This window comes from Antarctobacter sp., assembly GCF_048262615.1.
Taxonomy (GTDB): domain Bacteria; phylum Pseudomonadota; class Alphaproteobacteria; order Rhodobacterales; family Rhodobacteraceae; genus Antarctobacter.
In genome coordinates, this window is record NZ_JBLXFB010000004.1 from 282,813 (window position 1) to 308,172 (window position 25,360).

Here is a 25,360-nt window from a genome sequence, read left to right on the forward strand (position 1 = left end):
TTTCGTCTGTCGTGTGTTTTGCGGGCTCACGCGGCCAGCCGTTCCTCGATGTCGTAGCGGACCTGCAACAGCAGGCGCGCGGCGTCGCCGACCTGTTCCGCGCCGCCCTCGATCCGCAACAGCAGGGCAAGGTCGTGGGCCTCGATCACCTGTGTCGCCAGATCGGGCCACGTCTCTTGCAGGGTGTCGAACCCGGCGACCCGGTCTGCCAGCGTCTCGAACACCTCCTCGAACCGCGCCAAGAGCGTGTCGGCGTCGCCTGCGGTCCCATCGTGAACGCCGTGCATCAGGTCGTCGGCGGCGGTGCGGACCGCCTGAAACAGCCGCGCCAATTCGCCCGTGGCCTCGGTCGGGATATGCCGGTCCTCGGCCTGCGCGGCGGGATGCGGGATAATGGCGGTGCCAGTCTCCAGTGCGGGTGCGGCCTCGGTCGATGTCGGAGCGGCAGGCGCAGCACCGTAGCGTTGCAGGAACATCTGGGCCGCGTGGATGTCGTGCAGGATGGCCTCTTGGATGGTTCGGTCAAGGTAAGAGGTCAGTTTTGCACAGGCCTCTTCACCAGCCTGCGGAGTGCTGTTGAACTGCGCCTCGAACCCATGCGCCGCTGAATCCATTGCGGCAATACCGCCGCCGGTGGTGAACAGGATTGCATGGTTGCGCAGGCTGTCGGGGGCGGCATCCCAGATGCGCCGTTCTGCCTCTGACCAATCGACCGTACACCACAGGGCCATGTCCACCCGAGGCGCGGCCCAGACCAGACCGGCGCGCAGATCCTCGGCGCTGGCCTCGCTAGAGGCCAGCAGAACACTCCGCCCCACCAGCGCCGTGGCGGGCGACGTCACCTGCAAAAAGACCGGTTGCTGCGCCAATAACGCGGGTGTCGGCAAACCTGTGGCCGCAAGCCTGCTGCCGTCCGCCAGTATCGCCGTTGTCGCGGCGCTGGGACCATGTGAAACCTCAACAGTGGGTGGCGTACCGACCGGATCAAGCGACAGACCGCTCAGCGCGTGCAGCACGGCGCGCTTGCCGACGCCGGGCAGGCCAAACAGGCCGATCCGAACCGGCCTGTTCAGCTTTTCGACCAAAGAGGCGCAGTGCGTCTGCGCCCGCGCGGCAAGGCCACCACGTTGCCGCTCGGCGTCCAAGCCTGCCAGAGTCGCGGTTTTCAGGGCCGTCTGATCCGTCATGGACCGGCCCTCCGTCCCACGGCGCGCGGGCTTTGCAGGCGAAATGGCAACAGCCGTCGGGCCAGATCGGCGATGGGCGCCGGTAGTTGCGCGCCGGACAGCGATGCGGACAACGCGGGGGCAACCCGGATCACGACAAGCGAGACATTGTCCTGCTGCGGAGCCTTGCGGCTGCGCACCGCCTCCAGCAAGGCGCGCGTGACCGCCGCGCTGCCGTCGCGGGTGTGCCGCTGGAGGATGCGGGCGATTGCGGTGTCTTCAAGGACATTCAACCCGTCACTGGCCAGCAGAACAATGTCACCGGGCGCAAGCGTCAGCGCCTCGGCGGGGCAGTCGATGTGCGGAATCTGGCCCCCGGTCACCGCAGAGGTCAGGCAGTGGCGGTGCGGATGCTGGGCGGCGTCGCGGGCCTCCATCGCGCCGTTTCTGACCATCAAATCCAGCTGGATGGCCATGGAATGCAGTTGGTTCAGCTGCCGCAGCCGACCGTCACGATAAAGGTAGAGCGGGCTGTCACCGACCGAGATCCAGCGCAGCGCATTGCCCTCGACGGTGACGCACAGCAGCGTGCCGCCGGTGTCGTGGCTGATACACCCGGCGTCGATATGCTGTTTCAGGCGCGCATTGGTGCGGGCCAAAGCCTCTCGGAAAATCTCACCGGGGGTGTCCGGTCCGCCCTCCGCGCGCGCCGAGGCAAGAAAGACCTCGCCGAACATTTCGCTGGCAAGGAGGCGACCGGCAAGGTCGCCGTCGTCATGGCCGCCCATACCGTCCGACAGGACCGCGACGCCGGGCATGTCGCCTTGCGGGAACTGGGCAATGACCGCATCCTCCTGGCGGTTGCGATCTCCGATGTGCTGACCGCTGGCGGCCTCGGCCACAAGCTTAGCCATCCCCGACCCCCTGCGTTTCCGCGTCGGCCCATGAAAAGCCCGCGCCACACAGACCGATGAACCGCAGCACGGTCTTGCCGATCCTGATCGTATCACCGTTTGCCAGTTCCTCGGTGGTCAAGAGCGGTTTGTCGTTGTGCCGCACGATGTTGGTCTTACCGCCGTGGCCGATATAGGTCCGGTTCTCTTCGTCGTCATGCGCGATGGAAATATGCCGATCGCGAGAGATGCTGGTGTCGCCAAAGTCCAGCGTGACCGTCTGGTCCGCGTCACGCCCGACGGTCGACAGGCCCGCCGTCAGGGTAAAGGACGCGCCACGACCCGGCCCCTCAATGACCACGATCCAGCCGATGGGAAACCGTGGCGCGCTGGCGGTGCCACTGGCGGCGGGGGCGGCAAAGGGGTCCGGTCCGGCAGCCTCGGTGTGAAAGCCCAACAGACGTGTCTTGACCCGCTCAGAGGCGGGGCGCGGGGCGGCGGGGCTGGCCAGCCCGGCGGCGCTGCGTGCCAGCGCGGACAGCGCGGGGTCCGGCTGTGAGGGCTGCGGATCTGGCAGGGCAGGAGCGGTGTCCGGGGCCGGAGGGTCCAGATCCCAGATCTTTGGCGCGCCGCCAGCATTGCCTTGGGCTGGCGCATCTGTCTGCGGGTCGGGATCGGCGAGATCGGAGAGCTCTGCTGCCGACGGTGTCCATTCCTTGCGGGGCAGGGGTTGTGGCCGTTCGGGACGGGGAACGTGATCGCGTGCGGCGCGCGCCTCGTCGATGGCGCTATCCCGGTGGGCCGAGGCCGTGGTTACACGGGCCTGCAATTCTTCCCAAGGATCGACCAGCGGATCGGCGTCGGTCCTGGAAGCAGGTTCCGATACTGGCCGTCTCCGTGCAATCAGGTTCCTGATGCCCTGCATTCTCCGTCACCCTTCTGTCAAGCGTTTGTCTGTATCGAGTCGCGCGCGCTGCGAGAGGGCCACGGCAACAGGGCGCCTAGCGAAAACCGGCGCTGCCGCCGTTGCGGTGCGGCCGGTTCTTCGACCTCTGGCGGCACCGGAACGGGGTCCGGTTCGGGGGCCCAATCGGCGGGGTCTTCGTTCAGGATGGCCCAGTATTCCCGTTCCGCCGCGCGTTTCTCGGCCTCTGGGTCCGTGACCGGAGCCTGTGTCGGCGCGCGGGCAGGGCGCACGGAATCCGCCTCGATGGCCTGATGGTTGCTGGCCACCAGTTCGGCGATTTTCAACTCGATCTCGGGATCTTCCTGTGGCGGCTGCTCTGGTACGATGGGCGACGCCGCAGCCACCACCGAAGGCTGGCGTCCGGCCAGCGCGTCCAGCCAGTCATCGGCGCTTTGCAGGCGGTCCTTGGCGAACAGGTTCATGCAGCGGTCAATCGCCGCCAGCAGCCGTGGGTCCTGCTGCGGAAAGCGCCCCAGAAGGGGCTGATAGGGGTCCGGTTTCTGCTCGGCCACTGCGGCCAGACGCAGGCTGCTGTTGGGGGGCGGATGACCCGCAATCAGGTGTACGAAGGTGGCGGCAAGAGCGTATAGATCGCTGGACCGCGACTGCGCGCTGCCCGCGATGTAAAACTCTTGCGGCGAATACCCGTCCTTGACCGTGTGGACGCGGGACAGAACGCGACTGGCCTGTGACGCGCCCTGCCGGGCAGCGCCGAAATCAATCAGGACGGGTGTGCCCATCGTGTCCAGCAGGATATTGTCGGGCGAGATATCGCGGTGCAGGATGCCGTTGCGATGCACATAGCTGAGCGCCTGCAACAGGATCACCGCAAGTTCGCGGATCGCCTCGGGCGTCAGCGCGTTGGGGCTGTAGTCGATCATGTCGAAAAGATCGGTGCCTTCGACAAAATCCAGCGCCATGTAGGCGGTGCCATTGGCCTCGAATATCTGATGCACTCCGACGATGTTGGAATGTTGCAGATGCGCCAGCGCGCGGGCCTCTTTCTGGAACAGCTCGACCGCGCGGGTGAAATCCACGTCAAAGGTCTGTGACCGCAGGCGCACGGCCTCACCAGCACGGCAGCAGATCGCGTTGGGAAAACATTCCTTGATGACCACGCGGCGGCCCAGACTGTCGCGCGCCAGATAGGTGATCCCAAAGCCCCCGGCGTTCAGGTATTTTTCGATGATATACTGTCCGTTGCACAGCGTGGTCCCCGGCGGCAGCCCGTCCCCGACGTGCTGCGCGGCGGCAGAAGACTGGATGTTCGACTGATGCGTCATACCGGGTCCTCCTGTGCGAATGGGACGGGCTGTGGTCACGTCTGGACGGGGTGTCTTGCATGGACAGGGTGCGAAGACAGGGAAATTGCGATTGCGGATGCGGTCAAATCACCAGCAAATGCGGTCCGGGCCGTGTTCGAAAATGGACGAAAACATGTCGCTTGGTTCGACTAAAATTAAATATTTACAAGAGTTTATATCAAGGGCGTTTGCGGCTCACCGCGGCTTGCGCCCTTTTCGCAATTTCAGCACCAACAGCCCCGCAAGCGTTACCGTCATGGCGGCGGACGCGATCATGCCTGACCAGTTCGTGACGGCCTCTGTCAGGTCTTCAAGGCGGGTGCCAAAGGCAAAGCCAAGCGTCACATAGGCGGATACCCAGATCGTTTCCCCGGCGATATCCCAAAGCGTGAAGCGCCAGCGCGACAGCCGCGCGGCCCCGGCGATCAGGTTGACCCACGGCCCCAGCGGCGCAAACAGCCATGTCGAGAAAAAGACCCCGACGCCGCCCCACCGTTGAACAGTGTCACGCGCTTGCCCGATCAATTTGTGGCGACCTGTTCGTCTGGCGATGGCGTCGATCAGCGGGGCACCGCCCCAGCGGCCGATGTGAAACCCGGTCTGATCACCGGCCACGGCCGCCAGCCATGCGATGCCAAGGACCTGCCAGAATACCAGATCGCCCGCCGCGGCGAACCCCCCGGCGGCCAGCATCACCACCGCGGTGGGGATCGGGATCGCAAGACAGGACAGAAAGGCCGATCCGGCCACGACCCAAAGGCCGTATGTCGATACAAGCGCAAACAGGGTGTCGGTCACGGATGCGCCTCGCGGTGCGCGGCGATGGCAGCCTCTAGGTCTGCGACCAGCGTCTCGACCGGCACGCCACGTTCGGCGGCGAGTTGGCCAAGTGTGATCCGCCCCTCTCTGCGGTCGTGCGAGAGCGCCAGCGCATCGGCCACCAGATCCGGCGGCAGGTGCCATGAATGCGCGACAAAGCGCGGCGTCATCCAGGCTGCGGGCGGCACATCGCGGTGCGCCGGGTCTGCCCAGAAGATCGCGCCCATCACAAACCGGCCCGCAAAGAAAAGTGTGACGGCGCAGGCCAAGACAAAGGCGCCGCTCAGCAGCGGCGCCTCGCGCCACATCCGTCTGAATATCCCCGGTCGGGCTGCTGACATCTGTGTCTCCTTTTCGCGCCGCGCATGGTGGGCGCTTTGGGTTTCCTCGTCGGGCGCTTGCCGCTACAAACCTGCGAGGCACAACAGGGTGCCGGCGCGACACCATCTTCGAGGATATCCGACATGATACGCAACGGCGGGCAACTTTTGGTCGATTGTCTGATCGCGCTCGGCGCGCGCAAGGGGTTCGGCGTTCCGGGCGAAAGCTATCTGGCCGTGCTGGACGCGCTGCACGACACGGGCGGCAAGCTGGATTTCGTGCTCTGCCGGAATGAGGGCGGCGCGGCTTTCATGGCCGCCGCATGGGGCAAGCTGACCCGCAGCCCCGGCATCTGCTTTGTCACGCGCGGTCCCGGCGTCACCAATGCGTCGATCGGGATTCACACGGCGATGCAGGACAGCGCGCCGATGCTGATCTTTGTGGGGCAGGTGGGCACCGACATGAAAGGCCGCGAGGCTTTTCAGGAAATCGATTTCGCTGCGGTCTTTGGCACCATGGCGAAATGGGCGGTCGAGATCGACCATGTGGACCGTATCCCCGAGATCCTCGCCCGAGCGTGGAAAACGGCGGTGACGGGCCGACCCGGTCCGGTGGTGATTGCGCTGCCCGAGGACATGCTGACCAGCATGACAGAGGTCGGGCCGATCACCGGCCCCTCGGATATCCGCGAACCGTCGCCGGATGCGGCGACAATTTCGGATGTGACGGCGCATCTGCACGCGTCCAAGCGCCCGTTGATCCTGATGGGCGGCTGCAACTGGACGGATGAGGGGACGTCCGCCTTGCAGGCCTTTGCCGAAGCCTCTGACATCCCTGTCATCGCCGCCTTTCGCTATCAGGACCAGTTCGACAATTTTTCACCCGTCTTCGCGGGTGAGGCCGGGGTGGGGATGCCGCCCCATGCGCGCCGTCTGATGTCAGAGGCAGACACGATTCTGGCCATCAACGTCCGCTTTGGCGAGATGACGACCGATGCCTATACACTGCTGGAGGTGCCAGAGCCGCGCCAAAAACTGATCCATGTCCATGCCTCGGACGCTGAAATTGGCAAGATCTACGTGCCTGTGCTGGGCGTTCAGGCGGGGCCGAATGCGTTTGCCAAGGCCCTCAGCCCGGTTCAGGGCGGCTGGGCCGACTGGCGGGCGCAGGCGCGGGCGGACTTTGAGGCAAGTCTTGATTGCCCGCCGCAGCCATCCCCGGTTGATATGGGCGCTGTCATGCGCCACCTGTGGGAGGTGCTGCCGGACGACGTGATCCTGACCAACGGGGCGGGCAATTTCGCGGTCTGGCCGAACAAGTTCTATCAATTCGGCCCCAAGGCGCGCCTGCTGGCACCACAATCGGGCGCGATGGGCTATGGCTTGCCCGCCGCCATCGCGGCGCGGGTGGCGTATCCGGATCGCATGGCGCTGTGTTTCGCCGGGGACGGGGATTTCCAGATGAACCTGCAAGAACTGGCAACCGCGGCGCAGGCGGGCGCGCAGCCCATTGTCTTGATCCTGAACAACGGCATTTACGGCACCATCCGCGCCCATCAGGAACGGCATTATCCGGCGCGGGTTTCCGGGACAAACATGGTGAGCCCGGATTTTGCCATGCTGGCGCGGTCCTATGGCTTTCACGGGGAACGGGTAGAGCGGACCGAGGATTTTGCCGCCGCGTTTGAGCGGGCTTGTGCCTCTGGGACCGGGGCGGTTCTGGACCTCGTGATCTCTGAAGAGGCGCTAACCCCGCGCCGGACGCTCAGCCAAATGCGCGAGGCGGCACTGGCGGCGCAGGGACAGCCATGACCGGAAACCGTGACGAGACACCCGGTTTCGACCCGTCCACCGACGGGGCGAAGATGGGCTTTGCCGACGCCATGTCCTATGGCGACTATCTGCGGATCGAAACCCTGTTGGGGCAGCAACACTGCCTCAGCGACGCGCATGACGAACTGTTGTTCATCATCCAGCACCAGACCTCGGAACTGTGGATGAAGCTGGCGATTCATGAACTGGGCGCGGCGCGGGATGCGCTGTTGTCCGGAGACACGGCGCAGATGTTCAAGATGCTGGCCCGCGTCAGCCGGATCTTCGAGCAACTCAACAACCAGTGGGATGTGCTGCGCACCATGACGCCCGCCGATTACACGCGTTTCCGCGAGTCGCTGGGTCCGTCCTCGGGGTTTCAATCGCACCAGTATCGGCAAATCGAATACATCCTTGGCAACCGCAACACCCACATGATGCAACCGCATGAACATGTGCCAGAGGTCCGCGCGCTGCTGGAGGCGGAACTGGCGCGGCCCAGTTTCTATGATGAGGTGGTGGCGCTGCTGTTCCGCACGGTCGACGGCGACGAGGCCGCCATGCCCGCCCCGCAACTGGACACGCCGCATGCGGCTGTGCCGGAGATTCAGGCGCGCTGGAAGGTGGTCTACGAGGATATCGATACCTACTGGACGCTCTATGAACTGGCCGAAAAGCTGGTCGACCTTGAAGATTACTTTCGCCGCTGGCGGTTCAACCATGTGACGACTGTCGAACGGGTCATCGGTTTCAAACGCGGCACCGGCGGCACCTCTGGCGTGGCCTATCTGCGGCGCATGTTGGGCGTCGAACTCTTTCCCGAACTCTGGCACCTGAGAGGTGAGCTATGACCAATTTGCCCCGTAAGGAGCTGTTTCATCTGCCCGAGGGCGTCATCTATCTGGACGGCAACTCGCTGGGCGTGCTGCCGAAAGGCGCGGTCGAGCGGATGCAGCAGGTCATGACGGCGGAATGGGGGCAGGAGCTGATCCGCGCGTGGAACACCGCCGACTGGATGGCGCTGCCTGCCAAAGTGGGTGACCGCATCGGCCGTCTGATCGGTGCGCCCGCCGGGGCGGTTGCCACCGGCGACACGCTGTCGATCAAGGTCTATCAGGCGCTGGCGGCGGCGCTGAAGATGCGCCCCGACCGGCGGGTGATCCTGTCGGACGCGGGCAATTTTCCCAGCGATCTTTATATGGCGCAGGGGCTGATCGGCACAATCGACAAAGGTTATGAACTACGCACCCCCGCGCCCGAGGACGTGGCCGACGCGATCACCGATGAGGTGGCGGTGGTGATGCTGACACAGGTCGATTACCGCTCTGGCCGGATGCACGACATGACGGCGATCACCGAAGCCGCCCATGCGGCGGGGGCGGTCATGATCTGGGATCTGGCCCATAGCGCGGGCGCAGTGCCGGTGGACGTGACGGGCAGCGGGGCCGAATTCGCCGTGGGCTGCACCTATAAATACCTCAACGGCGGGCCGGGGGCGCCGGCGTTCATATATGTCCGTCCCGATATCGTCGAGACCCTCGAACCGGCGCTGTCGGGCTGGCTGGGCCATGCCGCACCTTTCGCGATGGAGCCGGGCTATCGCCCTGCCATGTCGACCGAGCGAATGCGCGTCGGCACACCGCCGATCCTGCAACTGGCGGCGCTGGACGTGGCGCTGGACGCCTGGGAGGGAGTCGACATGGGGGATCTGCGCGCCGCCTCTGTCGCGCTGTGTGACCGGTTCATCACCGAGGTCGAGGCGCGCTGCCCGATGTTGACCCTTGCCTCGCCGCGTGATGCGGCACAGCGTGGGTCACAGGTGTCCTTCGCCTTCGCCGAGGGATACGCGGCGATGCAGGCGCTGATCGACCGTGGCGTGATCGGCGATTTCCGCGCGCCTGACATCATGCGCTTTGGCTTTACGCCTCTCTACATCGACGAGGCGGATGTGGTCGCGGCGGTGGATGTGATGGCGGAAATCCTGCGCGATGAGGTCTGGCGCGATGCGAAATATCAGGTGCGATCGCGCGTGACCTGACGGCTCAGGGCGAATTGTCCCGGCCATCGCCCAGCAGCGCCTGCAAAAGCTGCGGTGGCACCGGTGGGCGGGCCGGGGGGAGCGGGCAGGTCGGCGCGTCGCATGTGGCCCCCGGCACCTGGTCCAGAAACTCCGCCGTGACGAGCAGACTGTCCGTCCATGCCCCTTCGGCCAGCAACAGCTCATGCCGGTCAAACAGCAGTTGAACAAACGCCGTGGGACGGTCGGAAAGCGCGGAAACGCCCTTGAGCCCGGTCAGTTGGGTTGCGGTCACCGTGGCCTCCGCCAGCCCGAGAAGGTGGCGCAGACGCGCGCCGCCGACAAGGAACCGCTGTCCGGGTGCAACCAGCAGGACGCGGTCCGGCACCCCGCGTCCCAGCGCCCCTTTGCGAATGCGGATTGTCATGCCCGGCACCGGGCCGGGGACAATCCGCCCGGTCCAGCGCAGCGGTTGATAACCGTTGTCGCGGGTCAGGACGGGGTCGCCGGGGCGCAGCTCGCTGGCCCGCCGCTCACCGCGCAGGGTCTTGATCCGCGCGCCACCGGGCAGCCCTCCGGTGACAAGATACGCGCCCGGCCGCACCTGACCGAGACCGATGCCGGAGTCGTCCGTGGTCTCCACCGGAAACATGCCGATGTCCGGAAAAGTACCACTGCGTTCCATCGCTGCCCCGTAACCCGTAACCCATACCTTGCTTGCCGGTAACTGTGCCCCGCGAAGGGTCAGGAATTTACCAACAAGAGGATGCGAAACGCGTGGGTTTTTAGGCGAAGTCTTTGCGCTCTGATCAGGTGCGGATCGCACCCCCCGAGAGTTCGGTGATTTCCAGTGCCGCCTCGGCCACGCGGCGGCCAAGGTCGGCGACGCGTTCACCGCTGAACCGGACCGTCGGCCCCGAGACGGAAATCCCGGCGCAGGGTTCGCCCTGTTCGTTCAGGATGGCGGCCCCGATGCAGGACATCCCGGCATAACGTTCCTCGCGGTCATGCGACCAGCCGCGCGCGGTAATGCTGTGCAGATCGGCGGTCAGGCCGGACAGCGTGACATGGGTGCTGGCGGTAAACGGCGTCAGGGCCATGTCCTCGATCAGCCGCTGCATGGCTTGCGGGCGCATGGCGGCAAGGATCGCCTTGCCGGTCCCGCTGGCGTGCATCGAGGTGCGCGTGCCGGGCGGAAAGAAGGCGCGGATCGGGTTCGGCGTCTCGACCTGTCCGACAAAGACCACCTCCGGCCCGTCCGGCACGGCAAGGTTGGCGGTCTCGCCGGTTTCCTTCATCAGGCGGCGCATGATCGGGCGGCCAATCTCGACCACGCTGTTGCGTTTCAGAAAGGCGGTGCCGGTGCGCCATGCCTCGATCCCCACCGCCCATTCCTGACGCTCTTCGTCAAAGGTGACGAAGCGGTGGTTTTCCAGCGTGGTCAGGATGCGGTGGGTGGTTGCCGTGGGAATGTCGATTTCGCGCGACAGGTCCGACAGGGTTGTCCCCTCATCCCGCGCCAGCGCGATCAACACGCCAAGCGCACGGTCAAGCGCCTGTAGCGTTCCGGCAGAGCTTTCCTTGAAGGCCGATTTGGGGCGGCCGCGGGGGCGTTTGGCGGTGGACATGAGTGGTCTCTTTCGAAAAATGTTTTCGCTGCATCTGCGAAGCTGGTGGAGTGAGAAACTGAAACGGAATTTGAATCAGTGGCTTGAGGTGATAATTCCGTAAATGAAAATGTTTTTCAAGAAAATTGCACGGGCGGGCGGAATGCAGGATTATGAGGAGGAGAAGGAGATCAAGCCATGACTGACCAGAATCCGGTTTTCATTCCCGGCCCGACCAATATGCCCGACCGTCTGCGCCGGGCGTTGCAGGTGCAGACGCAGGACCACCGCGCACCCGATTTTGTCGACACCTTCGCCCCGGTGCTGACCGACACGCTCAAGGTCTTCGGCTCCACCGCAGGCAAGGTCATCACCTTTCCCGCCAGCGGCACCGGCGGCTGGGAGGCGGCGATTTGCAACACCCTGTCCCCCGGCGACAAGGTTCTGGTTGGCCGCTACGGCGTTTTCAGCCACCGCTGGATCGACATGTGCCAGCGGCACGGGCTGGACGTGCAGATCGTCGATGTCCCGTGGGGGCAGGGCGCGCCCGCCGACCGCTTTGCCGAAATTCTGGCAGCCGACACCGCGCATGAGATCCGCGCCGTCCTGACCACGCACAACGAGACGGCGACCGGCGTTCGGTCTGACATCGCCGCCGTGCGCGCCGCGATGGATGGGGCCGATCACCCGGCGCTGCTGTTTGTCGATTGCGTCAGCTCGCTGGCCTCAATGCCGTTCGAGTTCGACGCCTGGGGCGTGGATATCGCCGTCGGCGGATCGCAAAAGGGCTTTATGCTGCCGACCGGCATGGCGATCCTGTGCGTGTCCCCCAAGGCGCTGGAGGCGATGGAAACGGCAAAGCTGCCGCGCACCTTCTTTGACTTCCGCGACATGATGAAGGCCAATGCCACCGGCGGTTTCCCCTATACGCCGCCCTTGCAGTTGATCTACGGGATGCGCGAAAGCCTGACCATGCTGTTCGAAGAGGGGCTGGAAAACGTCTATGCCCGCCACTTCCGTCTGGCCGAAGGTGTGCGCCGCGCGGTCGATGCGTGGGGTCTGCATTTGGTCGCCAAGACACCGGACCTGTATTCGCACACCGTCAGCGCGGTCTGCGTGCCCGAAGGTTTTGACAGCAATGCCCTGACCGATCACGCCTACCGCGCCTACAAGGTGTCCTTTGGCGTCGGGCTGGGAGAGTTGAACGGCAAGGCGTTCCGCATCGGCCACCTTGGCAGCCTGACCGATGTCATGGTCCTGTCCGGTCTTGCCACCATCGAGATGGCCATGGCCGATCTGAACTATCCCATCACGCTGGGCAGCGGTGTCGCCGCCGCGCAGGAGTATTATCGCCACAGCAGCGCGGTTGCGCTGAAATCCGCAGCCTGAGGAGGGGGAACACATGCTGGACGCCATGACACTGGCAGATGCGCTGACCATCGACGACATGCGCGCCGCCCACGCGCGGATCAAGCCGCACATCAACTATACGCCGGTGCTGCGCTCACAATATCTGGACGACCTGACCGGCGCGCAACTGTTCTTCAAGTGTGAGAACTTTCAGGAGGCGGGCGCCTTCAAGGTGCGCGGGGCCTGCAACGCGGTCTTTGGGCTGTCGGATGAGGCGGCCAAACGCGGCGTCTGCACCCACAGCTCCGGCAACCACGCGCTGTCGCTGTCCTACGCGGCAGGGCGGCGGGGCATCCCCTGCAACGTGGTCATGCCGCGCACAGCACCACAGGCCAAGAAGGACGCGGTGCGCCGCTATGGCGGCATCATCACCGAATGCGAGCCCTCGACCAGCAGCCGTGAGGCGGTCTTTGCCGAGGTGCAGGCCCGCACCGGCGGGGAGTTCGTGCATCCCTACAACGATCCGCGCGTGATCTGCGGGCAGGCCACTTGTTCGGCAGAACTGCTGGAACAGGTGGACGGTCTGGATGCGGTTGTGGCCCCCATCGGCGGCGGCGGCATGATCTCCGGCACCTGCCTGACGCTGTCGAACCTCGCACCGGAGGTGAAGATCTATGCCGCCGAGCCAGAGCAGGCCGACGACGCCTATCGCAGCTTCAAGGCCGGGCACATCATCGCCGACGACGCGCCCGAGACCATCGCCGACGGGCTGAAAGTGCCGCTGAAAGAAAACACATGGCATTTCGTGTCGCACTTTGTGACCGACATCCAGACCGCCTCGGAGCAGGAGATCATCGACGCCATGAAGACGACGTGGAAACATCTGCGCATCGTGATGGAGCCAAGCTGCGCCGTGCCGCTGGCGGTGATCCTCAAAAACCCCGACGCCTATCGCGGCAAGCGCGTGGGCGTCGTGATCACCGGCGGCAACGTCGATCTGGACAAACTACCTTGGCTGGTGGGTTGAAAACCCACCCTACGCAGGACCGCAGGGCAAAACCCGGCCCGCGCCACCCGACAACAGGAGCAATGACATGAAAGACGTGACCAACCTCGACGATTTCGAAGTCGGCTATGACATTCCCGCGGCCATCGGCATGAATGAGGCGGAGATTCAGACGCCTTGCCTCGTGCTTGACCTCGATGCGCTGGAACGCAACATCAAGAAGATGGGTGATTATGCCCGCGCCCATGGCATGCGCCACCGGGTGCACGGCAAGATGCACAAATCGGTGGACGTGGCCAAGCTGCAAGAAACCCTTGGCGGCTCCTGCGGGGTCTGCTGCCAGAAGGTGTCCGAGGCCGAGGTGTTCGCCCGCGGCGGCATCAAGGACGTGCTGGTGTCCAATCAGGTCCGCGACCCGGCCAAGATCGACCGGCTGGCGCGGATGCCGAAACTGGGGGCGCGCACCATTTGCTGTGTCGATGACTTTGCAAATGTGGCGGATCTGTCGGCGGCGGCTGTCAAACATGGCACCCAGATCGAATGTCTGGTGGAAATCGACTGCGGCGCGGGCCGCTGCGGCGTGACCACGACCGCTGCGGTGATCGAGATCGCCAAGGCGATCGAGGCCGCGGAGGGGCTGAAGTTCGCCGGCATCCAGGCCTATCAGGGCGCGATGCAGCACCTCGACTCGTATGACGAGCGCAAGGCCAAGATCGACGTGGCCGTGGCCATGGTCAAGGACGCGGTGGACGGGCTGAAGGCCGAGGGCATCGACTGCGACATCGTCGGCGGCGGCGGCACCGGTTCCTACTATTTCGAGTCCACCTCGGGCGTCTACAACGAGCTTCAGTGCGGCTCTTACGCGTTCATGGATGCGGATTACGGCCGCATTCTGGACAAGGACGGTACGCGCATCGACCGGGGCGAATGGGAAAACGCGCTGTTCATCCTGACCAGCGTCATGTCCCACGCCAAGGCGGACAAGGCCATCGTCGATGCCGGCCTCAAGGCACAGTCGGTGGACAGCGGCCTGCCGGTGATCTTTGGCCGCGACGACGTGGAATACGTCAAATGCTCGGACGAGCACGGCGTTGTGGCGGACCCGAAGGGCGCGCTCAAGGTCAATGAAAAGCTCAAGCTGGTGCCGGGACACTGCGATCCCACCTGCAACGTGCATGACTGGTACGTCGGTGTGCGGGGCGGAAAGGTCGAAACGATCTGGCCGGTGTCCGCACGCGGCAAGGCCTATTGAGCCTCGCAGAACGGCACGGAACGACAGGACGCCGGGCTTGTCCCGGCGTCTCCATTCGCGACAGAAGGACAAGGAAAGATGAAGGATATGCCGCAATCCAAGGGACTCGTGATCGTGGGCGAGGCAGAATGTGAACGGCTGGTCGGGCGCAAGGATGCCTTCGACGCGGTTCAGGCGGTGTTTGCCGCGATGGCCAAGGGCGACGCCCGCAACTTTCCGGTGGTGCGTGAGGCGCTGGGCCATGCGGAGGCGCTGTACGGCTTCAAATCCGGCTTCGACAAGGCGGGGATGGTGCTGGGGGTGAAATCCGGCGGTTACTGGCCCGGCAATATGGCCAAGGGGCTGACCAACCACCAGTCGACCGTCTTTCTGTTTGACCCGGACACCGGGCAATTGTCGGCGCTGGTCGGCGGCAACTATCTGACGGCGGTGCGCACGGCGGCGTCCTCTGCGGTGTCCATCGCGCATCTGGCGCGCAAGGACGCGCGCGTTCTGGGGATGGTCGGGGCCGGACACCAGTCCGCGTTTCAACTGCGGGCCGCGGCCGAGCAGCGCGCGTTTGACAAGGTGATCGCATGGAACCCGCATCCCGACATGCTGCCCAAACTGGGGGCCGTGGCCGAGGAACTGGGCCTGCCGTTTGAGGCTGTCAGCCAAGAGGATCTCGGCGCGCAGGCGGATGTGATCATCACCATCACCTCGGCCTTTGAGCCGCTGTTGATGAAGGACTGGATCAAGCCGGGCACCCATATCGCCTGCATGGGCACCGACACCAAGGGCAAGCAAGAGGTCGATGCCGCGCTTGTCGCCTCGGCCACGGTGTTCACCGATGAGGTGGCCCAGTCCATCACCATCGGCGAGGCGCAGCACGCGATTGCCGATGGCAGCGTGACCGAGGATCGCATCACCCCCATCGGCGCGGTGATCAACGGGGACCATCCCGGACGGTCCAGTGACGATGAGATCACGCTGTTCGACGGCACCGGTGTCGGGCTACAGGATCTCGCCGTGGCCTCTGTCGCGGCGCGTCTGGCCGAGGCGGACGGATCGGCGCAGCGCATCAGCCTTTGATCGCCGAGGGCAGGGGCGAATTCGCCCCTGTTCATCGTGCCGCTCCTGGTCAAGTATCCCCGGACAGCCGCGCGCGGGACATCGCCACGCGCGGACCGGACGACAGGGAGGACTAGGGGTATGGCGGGGACATTTGCGGACCTGATGGCCGCACATCCAGAGGCGGCACCGGCGATTGGTGCGCCGTCAAAGGACTGGCTCAGCTACGGCGGTTTGCGCGCGCTGTCGCAGGACGTGCGCGGGCAGTTGCGCGCGGCGGGTGTCGGGCCGCAGGACCGGGTGGCGATTGTTCTGCCGAACGGGGCCAGCATGGCAACGGCCTTTGTCACGGTGGCGGGGGCGGCAACGACGGCACCGCTCAACCCGTCGTACCGCGAGGACGAATATGCCTTCTACCTTGAGGATCTGAAGGCCAAGGCCATCATCCTTGAGGCGGGCTATGACGGCCCGGCGCTGGCGGCGGCGCGCCGGTTCGGTCTGACGATCCTGCGGCTGTTGGAGGATGCGCAGACCGCTGGCCTGTTCCGGCTGGAGGCTGAGGGCGCGGTCACGGCGGCAGAGGATGGCACGCCGGGGCCAGAGGACATCGCCCTGATCCTGCACACCTCCGGCACCACCTCGCGCCCCAAGATCGTGCCGCTGATGCAGTCCAATCTTGCCGCCTCGGCGGGGCATATCGCGGGCTCTCTGGCACTGACGCCGCAGGATCGCTGCCTGAACGTCATGCCGCTGTTCCATATTCACGGGCTGCTGGCGGCGGTCTCTGGCTCGCTTTCGGCGGGGGCCTCGGTCTTTTGCGCGCCGGGGTTCAACGCGCTGAATTTCTTTGCCCAGATGCGTGAGGCGCGCCCGACGTGGTACACGGCGGTGCCGACCATGCATCAGGCGATCCTCTCCCGCGCGCCGCGCAACTCGGACGTGATCCGGGACGTGCCGCTGCGGTTCCTGCGCTCGTCCTCGGCCTCATTGCCCGCGCAGGTCATGGCGCAACTGGCCGAGACGTTTGACGCGCCGGTGATCGAGGCCTACGGCATGACAGAGGCGGCGCACCAGATGTGCTGCAATCCGCTGGAGGTGCAAAAGCCGGGCTCTGTCGGTGTGGCGGCAGGCCCGGAGGTGGCGATTGCCCATGAGGCCGAGAACCGGCTGATCGACGGTGTCGGAGAGGTCGTGATTTCTGGCCCCAACGTGACGCCGGGCTATGAGGCGAACCCGGAGGCGAATGCCAAGAACTTTTTCGAGGCAGGCGGCAAGCGCTGGTTCCGCACCGGCGATCAGGGGGCCTTGGACGCGGATGGGTTCCTCAGCCTGACCGGGCGTTTGAAAGAGATCATCAACCGGGGCGGCGAAAAGGTCTCTCCTTTGGAGGTGGACGGCGTGCTGATGGACCACCCATCGGTGGCGCAATGCGTGGCCTTTGCCTTGCCGCATCCCAAGCTGGGCGAAGAAGTGGCGGCGGCGGTGGTGCTGCGTGAGGGCTGCGCCGCGACCGAACAAGAGATCCGCGCCTTTGCCACCGAACGCATGGCCGATTTCAAGGTGCCGCGCCGGGTGGTGATTTTGGAGGAGATCCCCAAGGGGGCCACGGGCAAGATGCAGCGCATCGGCATGGCTGAAAAGCTGGGGCTGGTTGCAGCCACCTGAGCTTTTGCTCCGGCGGCGGTATCTGTGGCCGGTGTCGGAGCCTCCGGCGGGGAGTATTTTGACAGAGAAGAAGCACGGGGGCGTGCGAGGGGACGGGATGAAGATCTGCATTTTCGGGGCTGGGGCAATCGGCGGCTATCTGGGCGTCAAGCTGGCGCAGGCGGGCGCGGATGTCAGCCTTGTGGCGCGCGGGCCGCATCTGGCGGCGATGCAGGCGGATGGGCTGCGGTTGATTGAAGAGAGCGGTGAGACCTGCGTGCCGGTGCGGGCCTCCGAGGATCCGTCGGCGCTGGGCGTGCAGGACTATGTGTTTGTGACCTTGAAGGCGCACTCTGTTCCGGCGCTGGTGCCGAAGATGGCGCCGTTGATTGGTCCGGACACGACCGTGGTCAGCGGGGTGAACGGTGTGCCTTGGTGGTATTTCCACGGGGTCGGCGGCGACCTGGAGGGCACGCGGCTGGTCTCTGTCGATCCGGGTGATGCCCAGTGGCAGGGGTTTGGCCCGGATCGGGTGCTGGGCTGTGTGGTCTATCCGGCGGCGGAGGTGAACCGGCCCGGCGTGATCCGGCATGTGGAGGGCAATCGCTTTTCGCTGGGTGAGCCATCGGGGGAGAAATCGGAGCGGGCGCTGGCCTTGTCCAAAGCCCTGGCCTCGGCGGGGTTGAAGGCGCCGGTCAGGCCGCGTTTGCGCGATGAGATCTGGGTCAAGCTGTGGGGGAACCTGTCGTTCAATCCGATCTCGGCGCTGACCCATGCGACCTTGGACGTTTTGTGTACCGATCCGGGCACGCGCGGGGTGGCGCGGGGGATGATGGGGGAGGCGCAGGAGATCGCGGAAAAACTGGGCGTGAAGTTCCCCATCGATGTGGAGCGGCGGATTGATGGCGGGGCGGCTGTGGGGGCGCATCGGACCTCGATGTTGCAGGATCTGGACGCAGGTAGGCCGATGGAAATCGATGCGCTGGTGGCCTCGGTTCAGGAGCTGGGGCGGATCACCTCGACGCCCACGCCGACCATCGATACGGTGCTGGCGCTGGTGCAGTTGAGGGGGCGTGTGGCGGGCCTGTATGGGTGAGTGTCCACATGTGGCGGCTTAGGTGACGTCGCGTCTTCAATGGGTTGCAGAGGCGAATTTACCTTTCGTTAGGACGGTCGGGTTGGTCCAGCGCCAGTTTTCGGCCCTCGGCGGCGGAGGTGTAGACGGCGTTCTCGATGGTGATGACGGGCAGGTAGGCGCGGGCGGTGTTCTCGGGCGTCTCGCCGCTGCGCAGGCAGGACACCACGTGGCTTTGCAGGGCAAAGACGCAGTCGCCGCCGAAGGTGCCGGAGGTGTCGGGCGGCAGGATCGTCTGCGCCTCCATCGCGCCGAAGCGGCGCAGGTGCAGCGCGCCGTCGCCGGTGAGGGTCAGGGTGCCTGTGGTGCCTTCGGCCAGCGCCTCGCCCATGGTGCAGCGGGTGTTGCAAGCGGCGTGATCCAGATGGCGGTTGCCGTCGAACAGGGCGCGTGCGCCGCCCGGATGATCGAACAGGATATAGCCTGCGTCTTCTCCCGCGATCACCGGATTGACCTGCCGCAGGTCGGCATAGACCGCTAAGGGCGCGCCCAGCAGATAGCGGAAGGTGTCGATCCAGTGGACGGCGGTTTCATGCACCAGAAAGCGCGGCATCTGTTGGAAGTAGGGTTGCCGGTCAAGGTAGGCATCCGGCCCCTGACCGTCGCCGGGGCGCAGGCGAAAGGTGATTTGCTGGACGGTGCCGATCTCTCCGGCCTCAAGGCGGGCCTTCAGCACGCGATACCACGGCTGAAAGCGAAAGTTTTCGTGGATGACCAGCAGCGCGCCTGCGGCTTCGGCCTCTTGGGTGATGGCATGCGCCTCTGCCGGGGAGGTGCAAAAGGGCTTTTGACAGATCAGCGCGCGGACCCCGGCGGCCAGTGCGGTGCGGATCGCCTGCGCCTGCGCCGGGGGCGGCACGATCACGTCGAGCAGGTCGGGCCGCGTCGCGGTGAGCATGGCGGCCAGATCGTCAAAGGCGGGCGCGCCGGTGTCGCGCGCCTTGGCGAGGTCGAGATCGCAGGCACCGGCCAGATCGACACCGGCAATGCGCCGCCAGCCGTCATAGTGAAAGCGGCTGAAATATCCTGCGCCAAGGCAGGCCACCCGCAAGGGGTCAGGAATGTTGCGCGGCATGTGTTCTCCGGGTTTTCAAGCAGCATAGACCTGCGCGAAGGGGCTGCCTACAGTGTGCGCGAGCCAAGGGGAGGAAAGCCGATGTATGCCGTGACCGTGTGTTTCGAGATCAAACCGGAAACGGCCAGCGCCTTTCTGGACCTGATCCGGCAGAACGCCCGCGCCTCTGTCCGCGATGAGCCGGGATGCCACCAGTTTGACGTCTGCACCGACCCCGACAGCCCCGGCGAGGTGTTCCTGTATGAGCTTTACGACGACCGGGCGGCCTTTGCGGCGCATATGACCACGGCGCATTTCATCAGCTTCGAGGCGGCCAGCGCGCCCTTTGTCGTGGCCAAGGCCGTGCGCTGCTATGCCGAGGTGCATCAATGAGCGACTGGGAGGTCTTTGCCATCCGCTATGCCGACCGTGCGGCGCGGGTGCGGGCGGACAGTTTTATCTTTGATGACAACCACGACGCGCCGCACCCGATGGATTATTACATCTGGCTGCTGCGGCGCGGCGCGGAGGTGATCCTTGTGGACACCGGCTATGACGCGGCAGAGGGGCAGGCGCGGGCGCGGCCGATCCGGCTGGACCCGGTGGCGGCGCTGGCCCCCTTGGGCGTGACGCCGGAGGCGGTGACGCAGGTGATCGTGACCCATCTGCATTACGATCATGCGGGCGGATTGCATCTGTTTCCCAACGCGGTGCTGCACATGCAGGCCGCCGAGATGGCCTATGCCACCGGGCCGTGCATGTGCCATGACGTGCTGCGGATGCCGTTTACCGCCGGTCATGTCTGCGAGGCGGTGCAGCGGCTGTATTCCGGCAAGGTGGTCTTTTACGACGGCGACGCAGAGGTGGCCGAGGGGGTGACGGTGCATTGCATCGGCGGCCATTCACGCGGCTTGCAGGCGGTGCGGGTGCGCACGCGGGCGGGGTGGATGGTGCTGGCCTCGGACGCGGCGCATTTTTATGAGAACCTCTGGCTGCGCAAACCCTTTCCCATCGTGGTGGATTTGCAGGACATGCTGGACGGATTCGGCACGTTGGAGCGGCTGGCCTCGTCCCGCGCACTGGTGGTGCCGGGGCATGATCCGCTGGTGCGGCGGCTGTTTCCCGCAGGTCCGGCGGCGCATGTGATCCGGCTGGATTCTGGCCCGCAAGAGGTGATCTCGCCGGCGCTGTTCATGCCCTGATATGGCGTGAGACATGGGTGATGTCTTTTGAGCGCGCGACTCGCACGAATGAAAGAAAAACGGGCAAAGCGCGGCTGGGTGGCTTGACCGAACCACCCCTTGTTCCTGCATATCCGATCAACCCTGCGGCGTCGTGACATGCCGTCGAGGTCTATTCCGGGAGAGAGACATGACACTTGGATTTGCAATTCTGGGCGCAGGCCGGATCGGTCAGGCGCACGCCCGCGCGATCTCGGCCACGCCGGGGGCGCGCTTTGTCGCGCTGTCCGAGCCGATGAAGGCTGCGGCAGAGGACATGAAGGCGCGCTATGGCTGCGACCTGCGCAGCATCGATGAGATCGCCGCCAGCGACGACATTCAGGCGGTGGCAATCTGCACGCCGACCGACACCCACGCCGACCTGATCGAGAAGTTCGCCAAGGCGGGCAAGGCGATCTTTTGCGAAAAGCCGGTGGATCTGTCGGCAGAGCGGGTGCGGCAGGCGCTGGCCACGGTCGAGGCGACCGGCGCCAAGCTGATGGTCGGGTTCAACCGCCGGTTTGACCCGGATTTCATGTCGGTCAAGGCGGCGATCGACGACGGCCGCATTGGTGACGTCGAGATGGTGGTGATCACCTCGCGCGATCCCGGTCCGCCGCCGGCCTCCTATATCAAGGTGTCAGGCGGGATTTTCCGCGACATGACCATCCATGATTTCGACATGGCGCGCTGGCTGCTGGGCGAAGAGGTCACGACGGTGGTGGCGCAGGGGTCGGTTCTGGTCGATCCCGAGATCGGCGAACTGGGCGATTTCGACAGCGTGAACGTGATCCTGAAGACCGCCAGCGGCAAGCAGGCGGTGATCACCAACTCGCGCCGGGCGACCTATGGCTATGACCAGCGGATCGAGGTGCATGGCTCTGCCGGGATGGCCTCTGCGGCGAATCGGCACGAAAGCACGGTCGAGGTGTCGGGCGGGGCCGGGTACACCCGTCCGCCGCTGCTGAACTTCTTCATGGATCGCTATGCGGCGGCCTATGGCAATGAGATCGCGGCCTTTGTGGCGGCGGTGAACGACGGCACCGCGCTGCCGACCACCGGCGCGGACGGGCTGAAGGCACTGGAACTGGCCGATGCGGCGCTGGAATCGGCGCAGACCGGCAAGGCCGTGACGCTGGGCTGATTCTGTAGGCGCGTCCGGCACGCCGGGCGCGCCCATTTCCACCATTGCGTGTGTTGCGCCCCGAGGGCCTCACTTGTGCGAATGGTAGCGCCGCAACTGGCGTGGACTCCCCCTCAAAACTTGTTTCCTAGTGGATTAATCTGGACAATGGAGTCCGGACCTGCTCCTGTGTGGGTGGCTTGGGCCATGGTGGACAGAGGCGCGTCGGCGTATAAAACCGACCGCACGGGTGGGAAATGCATTGTGATATAGTGCAGACCGTGCAAAATTGTGCACAATACTCCGGCGCGACCGGGGCATTCTGAAGGGGAGGTCAGGATAGGCTAGATCGATCCGCGTTCAAATTTCCGACAGCAGGGCATGAGCACCAAAGTTTCGTTGCAAATGCAACGGAAGGGTGTATCACTGCGAACGGGGTGAGGAAAAGCCTCACCGTTCTGCGACGCGGAACGCAAGAATTAAGGTCATTCAGGGAGGTAAGACATGACCACACGTAGAACAGTTCTGGGAATCGCCGGGGCCGCGCTGGCCGCGATGATGACGACCACATCGGCCATGGCGCAGGAGGTCACGCTGACGCTGCACCAGTTCCTGCCGGCACAGGCCAACGTGCCGAAGCTGGTGCTGGACGTCTGGGCCGACCGCGTCGAGGAAGCCTCGGGCGGACGGATCGAGATCGAGCGTTATCCGTCGATGCAGCTGGGTGGCAGCCCGCCCGAGCTGATGGACCAGGCGGCCGATGGCATCGCCGATATCGTCTGGACCGTGGTCGGCTACACGCCGGGCCGCTATCCGACCACCGAGGTCTTTGAACTGCCCTTTATGGTCGAAGACGCCCGCGCGGCCTCTTACGCCTATTGGAAAATGTTCCAGGAGCACATGGAGAACGACGAATTCGCCGATCTCAAGATCCTTGGCACATGGGTCCACGGACCGGGCATGTTCCACACCAACAAGCCGGTTGTGGTGCCCTCTGACCTTGAAGGCATGAAGATCCGGGGTGGTTCGCGCCTTGTGAACGACCTGCTGACCCGCGTTGGCGCAGAGCCGATCGGCATGCCGGTTCCGGCAGTATCCGAGGCGCTGTCCAAAGGGGTCATCGACGGCACCACGATCCCGTGGGAAGTGACCGCCGCGCTGAAGGTCCCGGAACTGGTGACCAACCACACCGAATTCGACGGTCCGGCGCTGTATAACCTGACCTTCGTGCTGGCGATGAACAAGGATCGTTACGAAAGCCTGCCCGAAGACCTGCAAAAGGTGATCGACGACAACTCCGGTCTCGCCTTCTCGATCTATGCAGGCGGCACGCAGGCGGACGCCGACGGACCGGCCCGCCAGATCGCCGTCGATCTGGGCAACAACATCATCACCGTGTCCGAAGAAGACACCGCAGAATGGGACGCTCTGGTGAACCCGATCTACGAGTCATGGATCGCGGACATGAATGCAAAGGGCCGCGACGGTCAGGCGCTGATCGACGAAGCCCGCGCCCTGATGGCGGAATACACCTCCGACATGGACACTTACGGCAAGTAAGGCACTGAAACCTGGGGTCGCGGACGGGAGTCCGCGACCCTTGTCGAGACAAAGAAGGGGGGACGTCTGCGATGAACGGCTTGCACCGCATCGTCTTGGGACTTGCGCGCATCATGGCGCTGCTGGGTGGGGTCGTACTGACCTTGCTGGTACTTATCACCTGTATTTCGATTCTTGGCCGCGTTGCCAACACCGCCCTGCATTCGGGCCTGATGATGTCCGTCGCGCCGGGACTGGCGACATGGCTGATCGACATCGGCGTGGGCGCGATACGCGGCTCTTATGAACTGGTCGAGGCGGGCATGGCGTTTTGCATCTTTGCCTTTCTCCCGTTCTGTCATGTGACCATGGGCCATGCCTCTGTCGACATCTTCACCAATGCGCTGCCGCGCGGGGTGAACCGGTTTCTGGAGTTCCTGATCGCAACGCTGTTTGCCGTCGCGCTGGTGACCATCGCGATCCAGTTGAACGAAGGCATGCTGCGCAAGTTCAGCTCGGGGCAGACCTCGCTGTTGCTGGAATTCCCGATCTGGTGGGCCTTTGCGGCCAGCCTTGTCGGGGCCGCGCTGGCCGCCGTCACATCCGTCTATGTCGCGGTCATGCGGCTGTATGAATTTCTGTCCGGGCGCATGATCGCGCCGAATGCCGTGGGAGCGGATCATTGAGCAATCTCGAAATCGGGATCTATTCCTTTCCGGCCCTTCTGCTGCTGATCTTTCTGCGTGTGCCAATCGGGCTGGCGATGTTCGTCACCGGCTTTGCGGGGTTCTATTTCGTGATGGGCAGCGCGCGGCTGCCGCTGGCGCAGTTGAAAGACCTGACCTATTCGACCTTTTCCAGCTACTCGCTGTCGATTGTGCCGATGTTCCTGCTGATGGGGTATTTCGCCACGTTGGGCGGCATGTCTCAGGCGCTGTTCAAGGCTGCTGAAAGCTGGCTGGGCCATCGCAAGGGCGGTGTGGCCATGGCGGCCATCGGTGCCTGCGCGGGCTTTGGCGCGATCTGCGGGTCGTCGCTGGCCACCGCCGCCACCATGAGCCGCGTGGCCCTGCCGGAACTGAAACGCTATGGCTATGAGGGCGGGTTTTCGACCGCCACGCTGGCGGCGGGCGGCACGCTGGGCATTCTGATCCCGCCCTCCGTGGTGCTGGTGATCTATGCCATCCTGACCGAGCAGAACATCGCCAAGCTGTTCCTTGCGGCCTTTATCCCCGGCGTTCTGGCGGCCATCGGCTATATGATCGCGGTGTCGATCTATGTCCGCATCAATCCCGACTCCGCAGGTGTCCGCGAGCCGGTGCCGTTGGCGCAGCGGTTCCGCGCCATCATCGACGTCTGGCCGGTGCTGCTGGTCTTCATCTCGGTGGTGGGCGGCATCTATGGCGGCATCTTTACCCCGACCGAGGGCGCGGCGGTGGGCGCGCTGGGCACCGGCATTATCGCGCTGGTCGGCGGCGGGCTGACGTGGCGCACGCTGCTGGACAGTTTCACCGATACGGCGCGATCCTCCGCGATGATCTTTTTCATCGTCTTCGGGGCGGCGTTCTACAACCTGTTCCTGGCTCGCACGCGGGTGCCGCAGGAACTGTCAAGCTGGGTGGTCGAACTGGGCATGTCGCCGATTGCGGTGCTGTCGCTGATCCTTGTGATCTACCTGTTGCTGGGCTGTTTCATGGACAGCCTGTCGATGATCCTGCTGACGATCCCGATTTTCTATCCGGTGATCTCGGCGTTGGATTTCGGCATGAGTCAGGAACATGTGGCGATCTGGTTCGGCATCCTTGTGCTGATCGTGGTGGAGGTCGGGTTGATCACGCCACCGGTGGGGATGAACCTGTTTGTGATCAACGCGATGGACCCGGAAACGCCAATGGTCCAGACCTATCGGGCGGTGATCTACTACGTGGCGTCGGATCTGGTGCGGGTGGTGATCCTTGTGGCCTTTCCGGCGATCACGTTGTTCCTGATACCGGGGTAGGGGCTGTGCCCGGTCGCGGCGGGGCCGCGACCCCCCGAGGAATCCTGTAACCAAGAAAACCCGGAAATGCGGGAGGAGAAAGT

24 protein-coding genes are annotated in these 25,360 nt (G+C 64.7%); 15 read left to right on the forward strand and 9 right to left on the reverse strand.

Annotation, left to right across the window (positions count from 1 at the left end; all coding sequences use genetic code 11):
- Positions 1-26: 26 nt before the first annotated feature.
- The 6 genes from ACN0S5_RS06800 to ACN0S5_RS06825 form a co-directional block, all read right to left on the reverse strand.
- On the reverse strand, positions 27-1,187 hold the full coding sequence (locus tag ACN0S5_RS06800) for a hypothetical protein (protein ID WP_417207237.1): 1,161 nt from the start codon (positions 1,185-1,187) through the stop codon (positions 27-29).
- The gene (locus tag ACN0S5_RS06805; protein ID WP_417207239.1) at positions 1,184-2,080 is read right to left on the reverse strand and encodes a PP2C family protein-serine/threonine phosphatase; all 897 of its coding nucleotides are present in this window, start codon (positions 2,078-2,080) and stop codon (positions 1,184-1,186) included. Before ACN0S5_RS06805 ends, ACN0S5_RS06800 begins: the two co-directional genes overlap by 4 nt.
- A complete protein-coding gene (locus ACN0S5_RS06810) occupies positions 2,073-2,984 on the reverse strand; it encodes an FHA domain-containing protein (RefSeq protein WP_417207241.1) in 912 nt (303 codons plus the stop codon). Before ACN0S5_RS06810 ends, ACN0S5_RS06805 begins: the two co-directional genes overlap by 8 nt.
- 17 nt (positions 2,985-3,001) lie before the next feature.
- Positions 3,002-4,309, reverse strand: coding sequence for a serine/threonine-protein kinase (locus ACN0S5_RS06815; protein ID WP_417207243.1), 1,308 nt, complete (start codon positions 4,307-4,309; stop codon positions 3,002-3,004).
- A gap of 216 nt (positions 4,310-4,525) precedes the next feature.
- Entirely contained in the window at positions 4,526-5,128 is a 603-nt protein-coding gene (locus ACN0S5_RS06820; protein ID WP_417207245.1) for a DedA family protein, read from the reverse strand.
- Positions 5,125-5,490 carry a hypothetical protein gene (locus tag ACN0S5_RS06825; protein WP_417207246.1) on the reverse strand — a complete coding sequence of 122 codons (366 nt, stop codon included), beginning with the start codon at positions 5,488-5,490 and terminating at the stop codon, positions 5,125-5,127. Before ACN0S5_RS06825 ends, ACN0S5_RS06820 begins: the two co-directional genes overlap by 4 nt.
- A gap of 123 nt (positions 5,491-5,613) precedes the next feature.
- Here ACN0S5_RS06825 and ACN0S5_RS06830 point away from each other — a divergent pair, with 123 nt between their 5' ends.
- Genes ACN0S5_RS06830 through kynU form a run of 3 tightly spaced genes read left to right on the forward strand, consistent with a single transcriptional unit; the run spans position 5,614 to position 9,319 of the window.
- The gene (locus ACN0S5_RS06830; RefSeq protein WP_417207248.1) at positions 5,614-7,281 is read left to right on the forward strand and encodes a thiamine pyrophosphate-dependent enzyme; all 1,668 of its coding nucleotides are present in this window, start codon (positions 5,614-5,616) and stop codon (positions 7,279-7,281) included.
- On the forward strand, positions 7,278-8,132 hold the full coding sequence (locus ACN0S5_RS06835) for a tryptophan 2,3-dioxygenase (RefSeq protein WP_417207250.1): 855 nt from the start codon (positions 7,278-7,280) through the stop codon (positions 8,130-8,132). The genes ACN0S5_RS06830 and ACN0S5_RS06835 overlap by 4 nt, the downstream gene beginning before the upstream one ends.
- Entirely contained in the window at positions 8,129-9,319 is a 1,191-nt protein-coding gene (gene kynU, locus ACN0S5_RS06840; RefSeq protein ID WP_417207252.1) for a kynureninase, read from the forward strand. Before ACN0S5_RS06835 ends, kynU begins: the two co-directional genes overlap by 4 nt.
- Positions 9,320-9,323: 4 nt before the next feature.
- On the opposite strand, the gene ACN0S5_RS06845 is transcribed toward kynU, so the two are convergent.
- A complete protein-coding gene (locus ACN0S5_RS06845; protein ID WP_417207255.1) occupies positions 9,324-9,950 on the reverse strand; it encodes a Hint domain-containing protein in 627 nt (208 codons plus the stop codon).
- A gap of 157 nt (positions 9,951-10,107) precedes the next feature.
- Positions 10,108-10,926, reverse strand: a complete 819-nt coding sequence (locus ACN0S5_RS06850) for an IclR family transcriptional regulator (RefSeq protein ID WP_417207257.1) — start codon at positions 10,924-10,926, stop codon at positions 10,108-10,110.
- 177 nt (positions 10,927-11,103) lie between these two features.
- On the opposite strand from ACN0S5_RS06850, the gene bhcA reads away from it, so the two are divergent.
- The 6 genes from bhcA to ACN0S5_RS06880 all read left to right on the forward strand — a co-directional run bounded on the left by bhcA (position 11,104) and on the right by ACN0S5_RS06880 (position 18,303).
- On the forward strand, positions 11,104-12,294 hold the full coding sequence (gene bhcA / locus ACN0S5_RS06855; protein WP_417207259.1) for an L-aspartate--glyoxylate aminotransferase BhcA: 1,191 nt from the start codon (positions 11,104-11,106) through the stop codon (positions 12,292-12,294).
- 13 nt (positions 12,295-12,307) lie between these two features.
- Entirely contained in the window at positions 12,308-13,282 is a 975-nt protein-coding gene (bhcB, locus tag ACN0S5_RS06860) for a beta-hydroxyaspartate dehydratase BhcB (RefSeq protein ID WP_417207261.1), read from the forward strand.
- A 67-nt stretch (positions 13,283-13,349) separates the two neighbouring features.
- On the forward strand, positions 13,350-14,513 hold the full coding sequence (gene bhcC / locus ACN0S5_RS06865) for a 3-hydroxy-D-aspartate aldolase BhcC (protein WP_417207264.1): 1,164 nt from the start codon (positions 13,350-13,352) through the stop codon (positions 14,511-14,513).
- A gap of 78 nt (positions 14,514-14,591) precedes the next feature.
- Positions 14,592-15,584 (forward strand): iminosuccinate reductase BhcD, encoded by a 993-nt coding sequence (bhcD, locus tag ACN0S5_RS06870; RefSeq protein WP_417207265.1) that lies wholly within the window; start codon positions 14,592-14,594, stop codon positions 15,582-15,584.
- Positions 15,585-15,704: 120 nt separating this feature from the next.
- Complete coding sequence (locus tag ACN0S5_RS06875) at positions 15,705-17,228, forward strand: acyl--CoA ligase (RefSeq protein WP_417207267.1); 1,524 nt, start codon at positions 15,705-15,707, stop codon at positions 17,226-17,228.
- Positions 17,229-17,325: 97 nt separating this feature from the next.
- The gene (locus ACN0S5_RS06880; RefSeq protein WP_417207269.1) at positions 17,326-18,303 is read left to right on the forward strand and encodes a 2-dehydropantoate 2-reductase; all 978 of its coding nucleotides are present in this window, start codon (positions 17,326-17,328) and stop codon (positions 18,301-18,303) included.
- Between the two features lie 58 nt (positions 18,304-18,361).
- Here the strand turns inward: ACN0S5_RS06880 and ACN0S5_RS06885 are convergent, their stop codons facing one another.
- Positions 18,362-19,417: a Gfo/Idh/MocA family protein gene (locus tag ACN0S5_RS06885; protein WP_417207271.1), complete on the reverse strand. Its 1,056-nt coding sequence runs from the start codon at positions 19,415-19,417 to the stop codon at positions 18,362-18,364.
- Positions 19,418-19,498: 81 nt separating this feature from the next.
- On the opposite strand from ACN0S5_RS06885, the gene ACN0S5_RS06890 reads away from it, so the two are divergent.
- The 6 genes from ACN0S5_RS06890 (at position 19,499) to ACN0S5_RS06915 (ending at position 25,277) form a co-directional block, all read left to right on the forward strand.
- The gene (locus tag ACN0S5_RS06890) at positions 19,499-19,789 is read left to right on the forward strand and encodes a putative quinol monooxygenase (protein ID WP_417207273.1); all 291 of its coding nucleotides are present in this window, start codon (positions 19,499-19,501) and stop codon (positions 19,787-19,789) included.
- Positions 19,786-20,598, forward strand: coding sequence for an N-acyl homoserine lactonase family protein (locus ACN0S5_RS06895; protein ID WP_417207275.1), 813 nt, complete (start codon positions 19,786-19,788; stop codon positions 20,596-20,598). The genes ACN0S5_RS06890 and ACN0S5_RS06895 overlap by 4 nt, the downstream gene beginning before the upstream one ends.
- Positions 20,599-20,767: 169 nt before the next feature.
- Positions 20,768-21,760, forward strand: coding sequence for an inositol 2-dehydrogenase (iolG, locus tag ACN0S5_RS06900; RefSeq protein ID WP_417207276.1), 993 nt, complete (start codon positions 20,768-20,770; stop codon positions 21,758-21,760).
- Positions 21,761-22,243: 483 nt separating this feature from the next.
- Positions 22,244-23,299 carry a TRAP transporter substrate-binding protein gene (locus ACN0S5_RS06905; protein WP_417207278.1) on the forward strand — a complete coding sequence of 352 codons (1,056 nt, stop codon included), beginning with the start codon at positions 22,244-22,246 and terminating at the stop codon, positions 23,297-23,299.
- A gap of 71 nt (positions 23,300-23,370) precedes the next feature.
- Positions 23,371-23,964, forward strand: coding sequence for a TRAP transporter small permease (locus ACN0S5_RS06910; RefSeq protein WP_417207280.1), 594 nt, complete (start codon positions 23,371-23,373; stop codon positions 23,962-23,964).
- Positions 23,961-25,277 carry a TRAP transporter large permease gene (locus ACN0S5_RS06915; RefSeq protein ID WP_417207282.1) on the forward strand — a complete coding sequence of 439 codons (1,317 nt, stop codon included), beginning with the start codon at positions 23,961-23,963 and terminating at the stop codon, positions 25,275-25,277. The genes ACN0S5_RS06910 and ACN0S5_RS06915 overlap by 4 nt, the downstream gene beginning before the upstream one ends.
- Positions 25,278-25,360 lie beyond the last annotated feature (83 nt).

Bases quoted from the DNA above. Each gene is read 5' to 3' on its own strand.
- ACN0S5_RS06815 (WP_417207243.1), bottom strand. From the start codon at position 4,309: ATGACGCATCAGTCGAACATCCAGTCTTCTGCCGCCGCGCAGCACGTC.
- ACN0S5_RS06830 (WP_417207248.1), top strand. From the start codon at position 5,614: ATGATACGCAACGGCGGGCAACTTTTGGTCGATTGTCTGATCGCGCTC.
- ACN0S5_RS06805 (WP_417207239.1), bottom strand. From the start codon at position 2,080: ATGGCTAAGCTTGTGGCCGAGGCCGCCAGCGGTCAGCACATCGGAGAT.
- bhcB (WP_417207261.1), top strand. From the start codon at position 12,308: ATGCTGGACGCCATGACACTGGCAGATGCGCTGACCATCGACGACATG.
- bhcA (WP_417207259.1), top strand. From the start codon at position 11,104: ATGACTGACCAGAATCCGGTTTTCATTCCCGGCCCGACCAATATGCCC.
- ACN0S5_RS06895 (WP_417207275.1), top strand. From the start codon at position 19,786: ATGAGCGACTGGGAGGTCTTTGCCATCCGCTATGCCGACCGTGCGGCG.
- ACN0S5_RS06835 (WP_417207250.1), top strand. From the start codon at position 7,278: ATGACCGGAAACCGTGACGAGACACCCGGTTTCGACCCGTCCACCGAC.
- kynU (WP_417207252.1), top strand. From the start codon at position 8,129: ATGACCAATTTGCCCCGTAAGGAGCTGTTTCATCTGCCCGAGGGCGTC.
- iolG (WP_417207276.1), top strand. From the start codon at position 20,768: ATGACACTTGGATTTGCAATTCTGGGCGCAGGCCGGATCGGTCAGGCG.
- ACN0S5_RS06905 (WP_417207278.1), top strand. From the start codon at position 22,244: ATGACCACACGTAGAACAGTTCTGGGAATCGCCGGGGCCGCGCTGGCC.
- bhcC (WP_417207264.1), top strand. From the start codon at position 13,350: ATGAAAGACGTGACCAACCTCGACGATTTCGAAGTCGGCTATGACATT.
- ACN0S5_RS06875 (WP_417207267.1), top strand. From the start codon at position 15,705: ATGGCGGGGACATTTGCGGACCTGATGGCCGCACATCCAGAGGCGGCA.
- ACN0S5_RS06825 (WP_417207246.1), bottom strand. From the start codon at position 5,490: ATGTCAGCAGCCCGACCGGGGATATTCAGACGGATGTGGCGCGAGGCG.
- ACN0S5_RS06810 (WP_417207241.1), bottom strand. From the start codon at position 2,984: ATGCAGGGCATCAGGAACCTGATTGCACGGAGACGGCCAGTATCGGAA.
- ACN0S5_RS06850 (WP_417207257.1), bottom strand. From the start codon at position 10,926: ATGTCCACCGCCAAACGCCCCCGCGGCCGCCCCAAATCGGCCTTCAAG.
- ACN0S5_RS06890 (WP_417207273.1), top strand. From the start codon at position 19,499: ATGTATGCCGTGACCGTGTGTTTCGAGATCAAACCGGAAACGGCCAGC.
- ACN0S5_RS06880 (WP_417207269.1), top strand. From the start codon at position 17,326: ATGAAGATCTGCATTTTCGGGGCTGGGGCAATCGGCGGCTATCTGGGC.
- ACN0S5_RS06845 (WP_417207255.1), bottom strand. From the start codon at position 9,950: ATGTTTCCGGTGGAGACCACGGACGACTCCGGCATCGGTCTCGGTCAG.
- bhcD (WP_417207265.1), top strand. From the start codon at position 14,592: ATGAAGGATATGCCGCAATCCAAGGGACTCGTGATCGTGGGCGAGGCA.
- ACN0S5_RS06910 (WP_417207280.1), top strand. From the start codon at position 23,371: ATGAACGGCTTGCACCGCATCGTCTTGGGACTTGCGCGCATCATGGCG.
- ACN0S5_RS06885 (WP_417207271.1), bottom strand. From the start codon at position 19,417: ATGCCGCGCAACATTCCTGACCCCTTGCGGGTGGCCTGCCTTGGCGCA.
- ACN0S5_RS06800 (WP_417207237.1), bottom strand. From the start codon at position 1,187: ATGACGGATCAGACGGCCCTGAAAACCGCGACTCTGGCAGGCTTGGAC.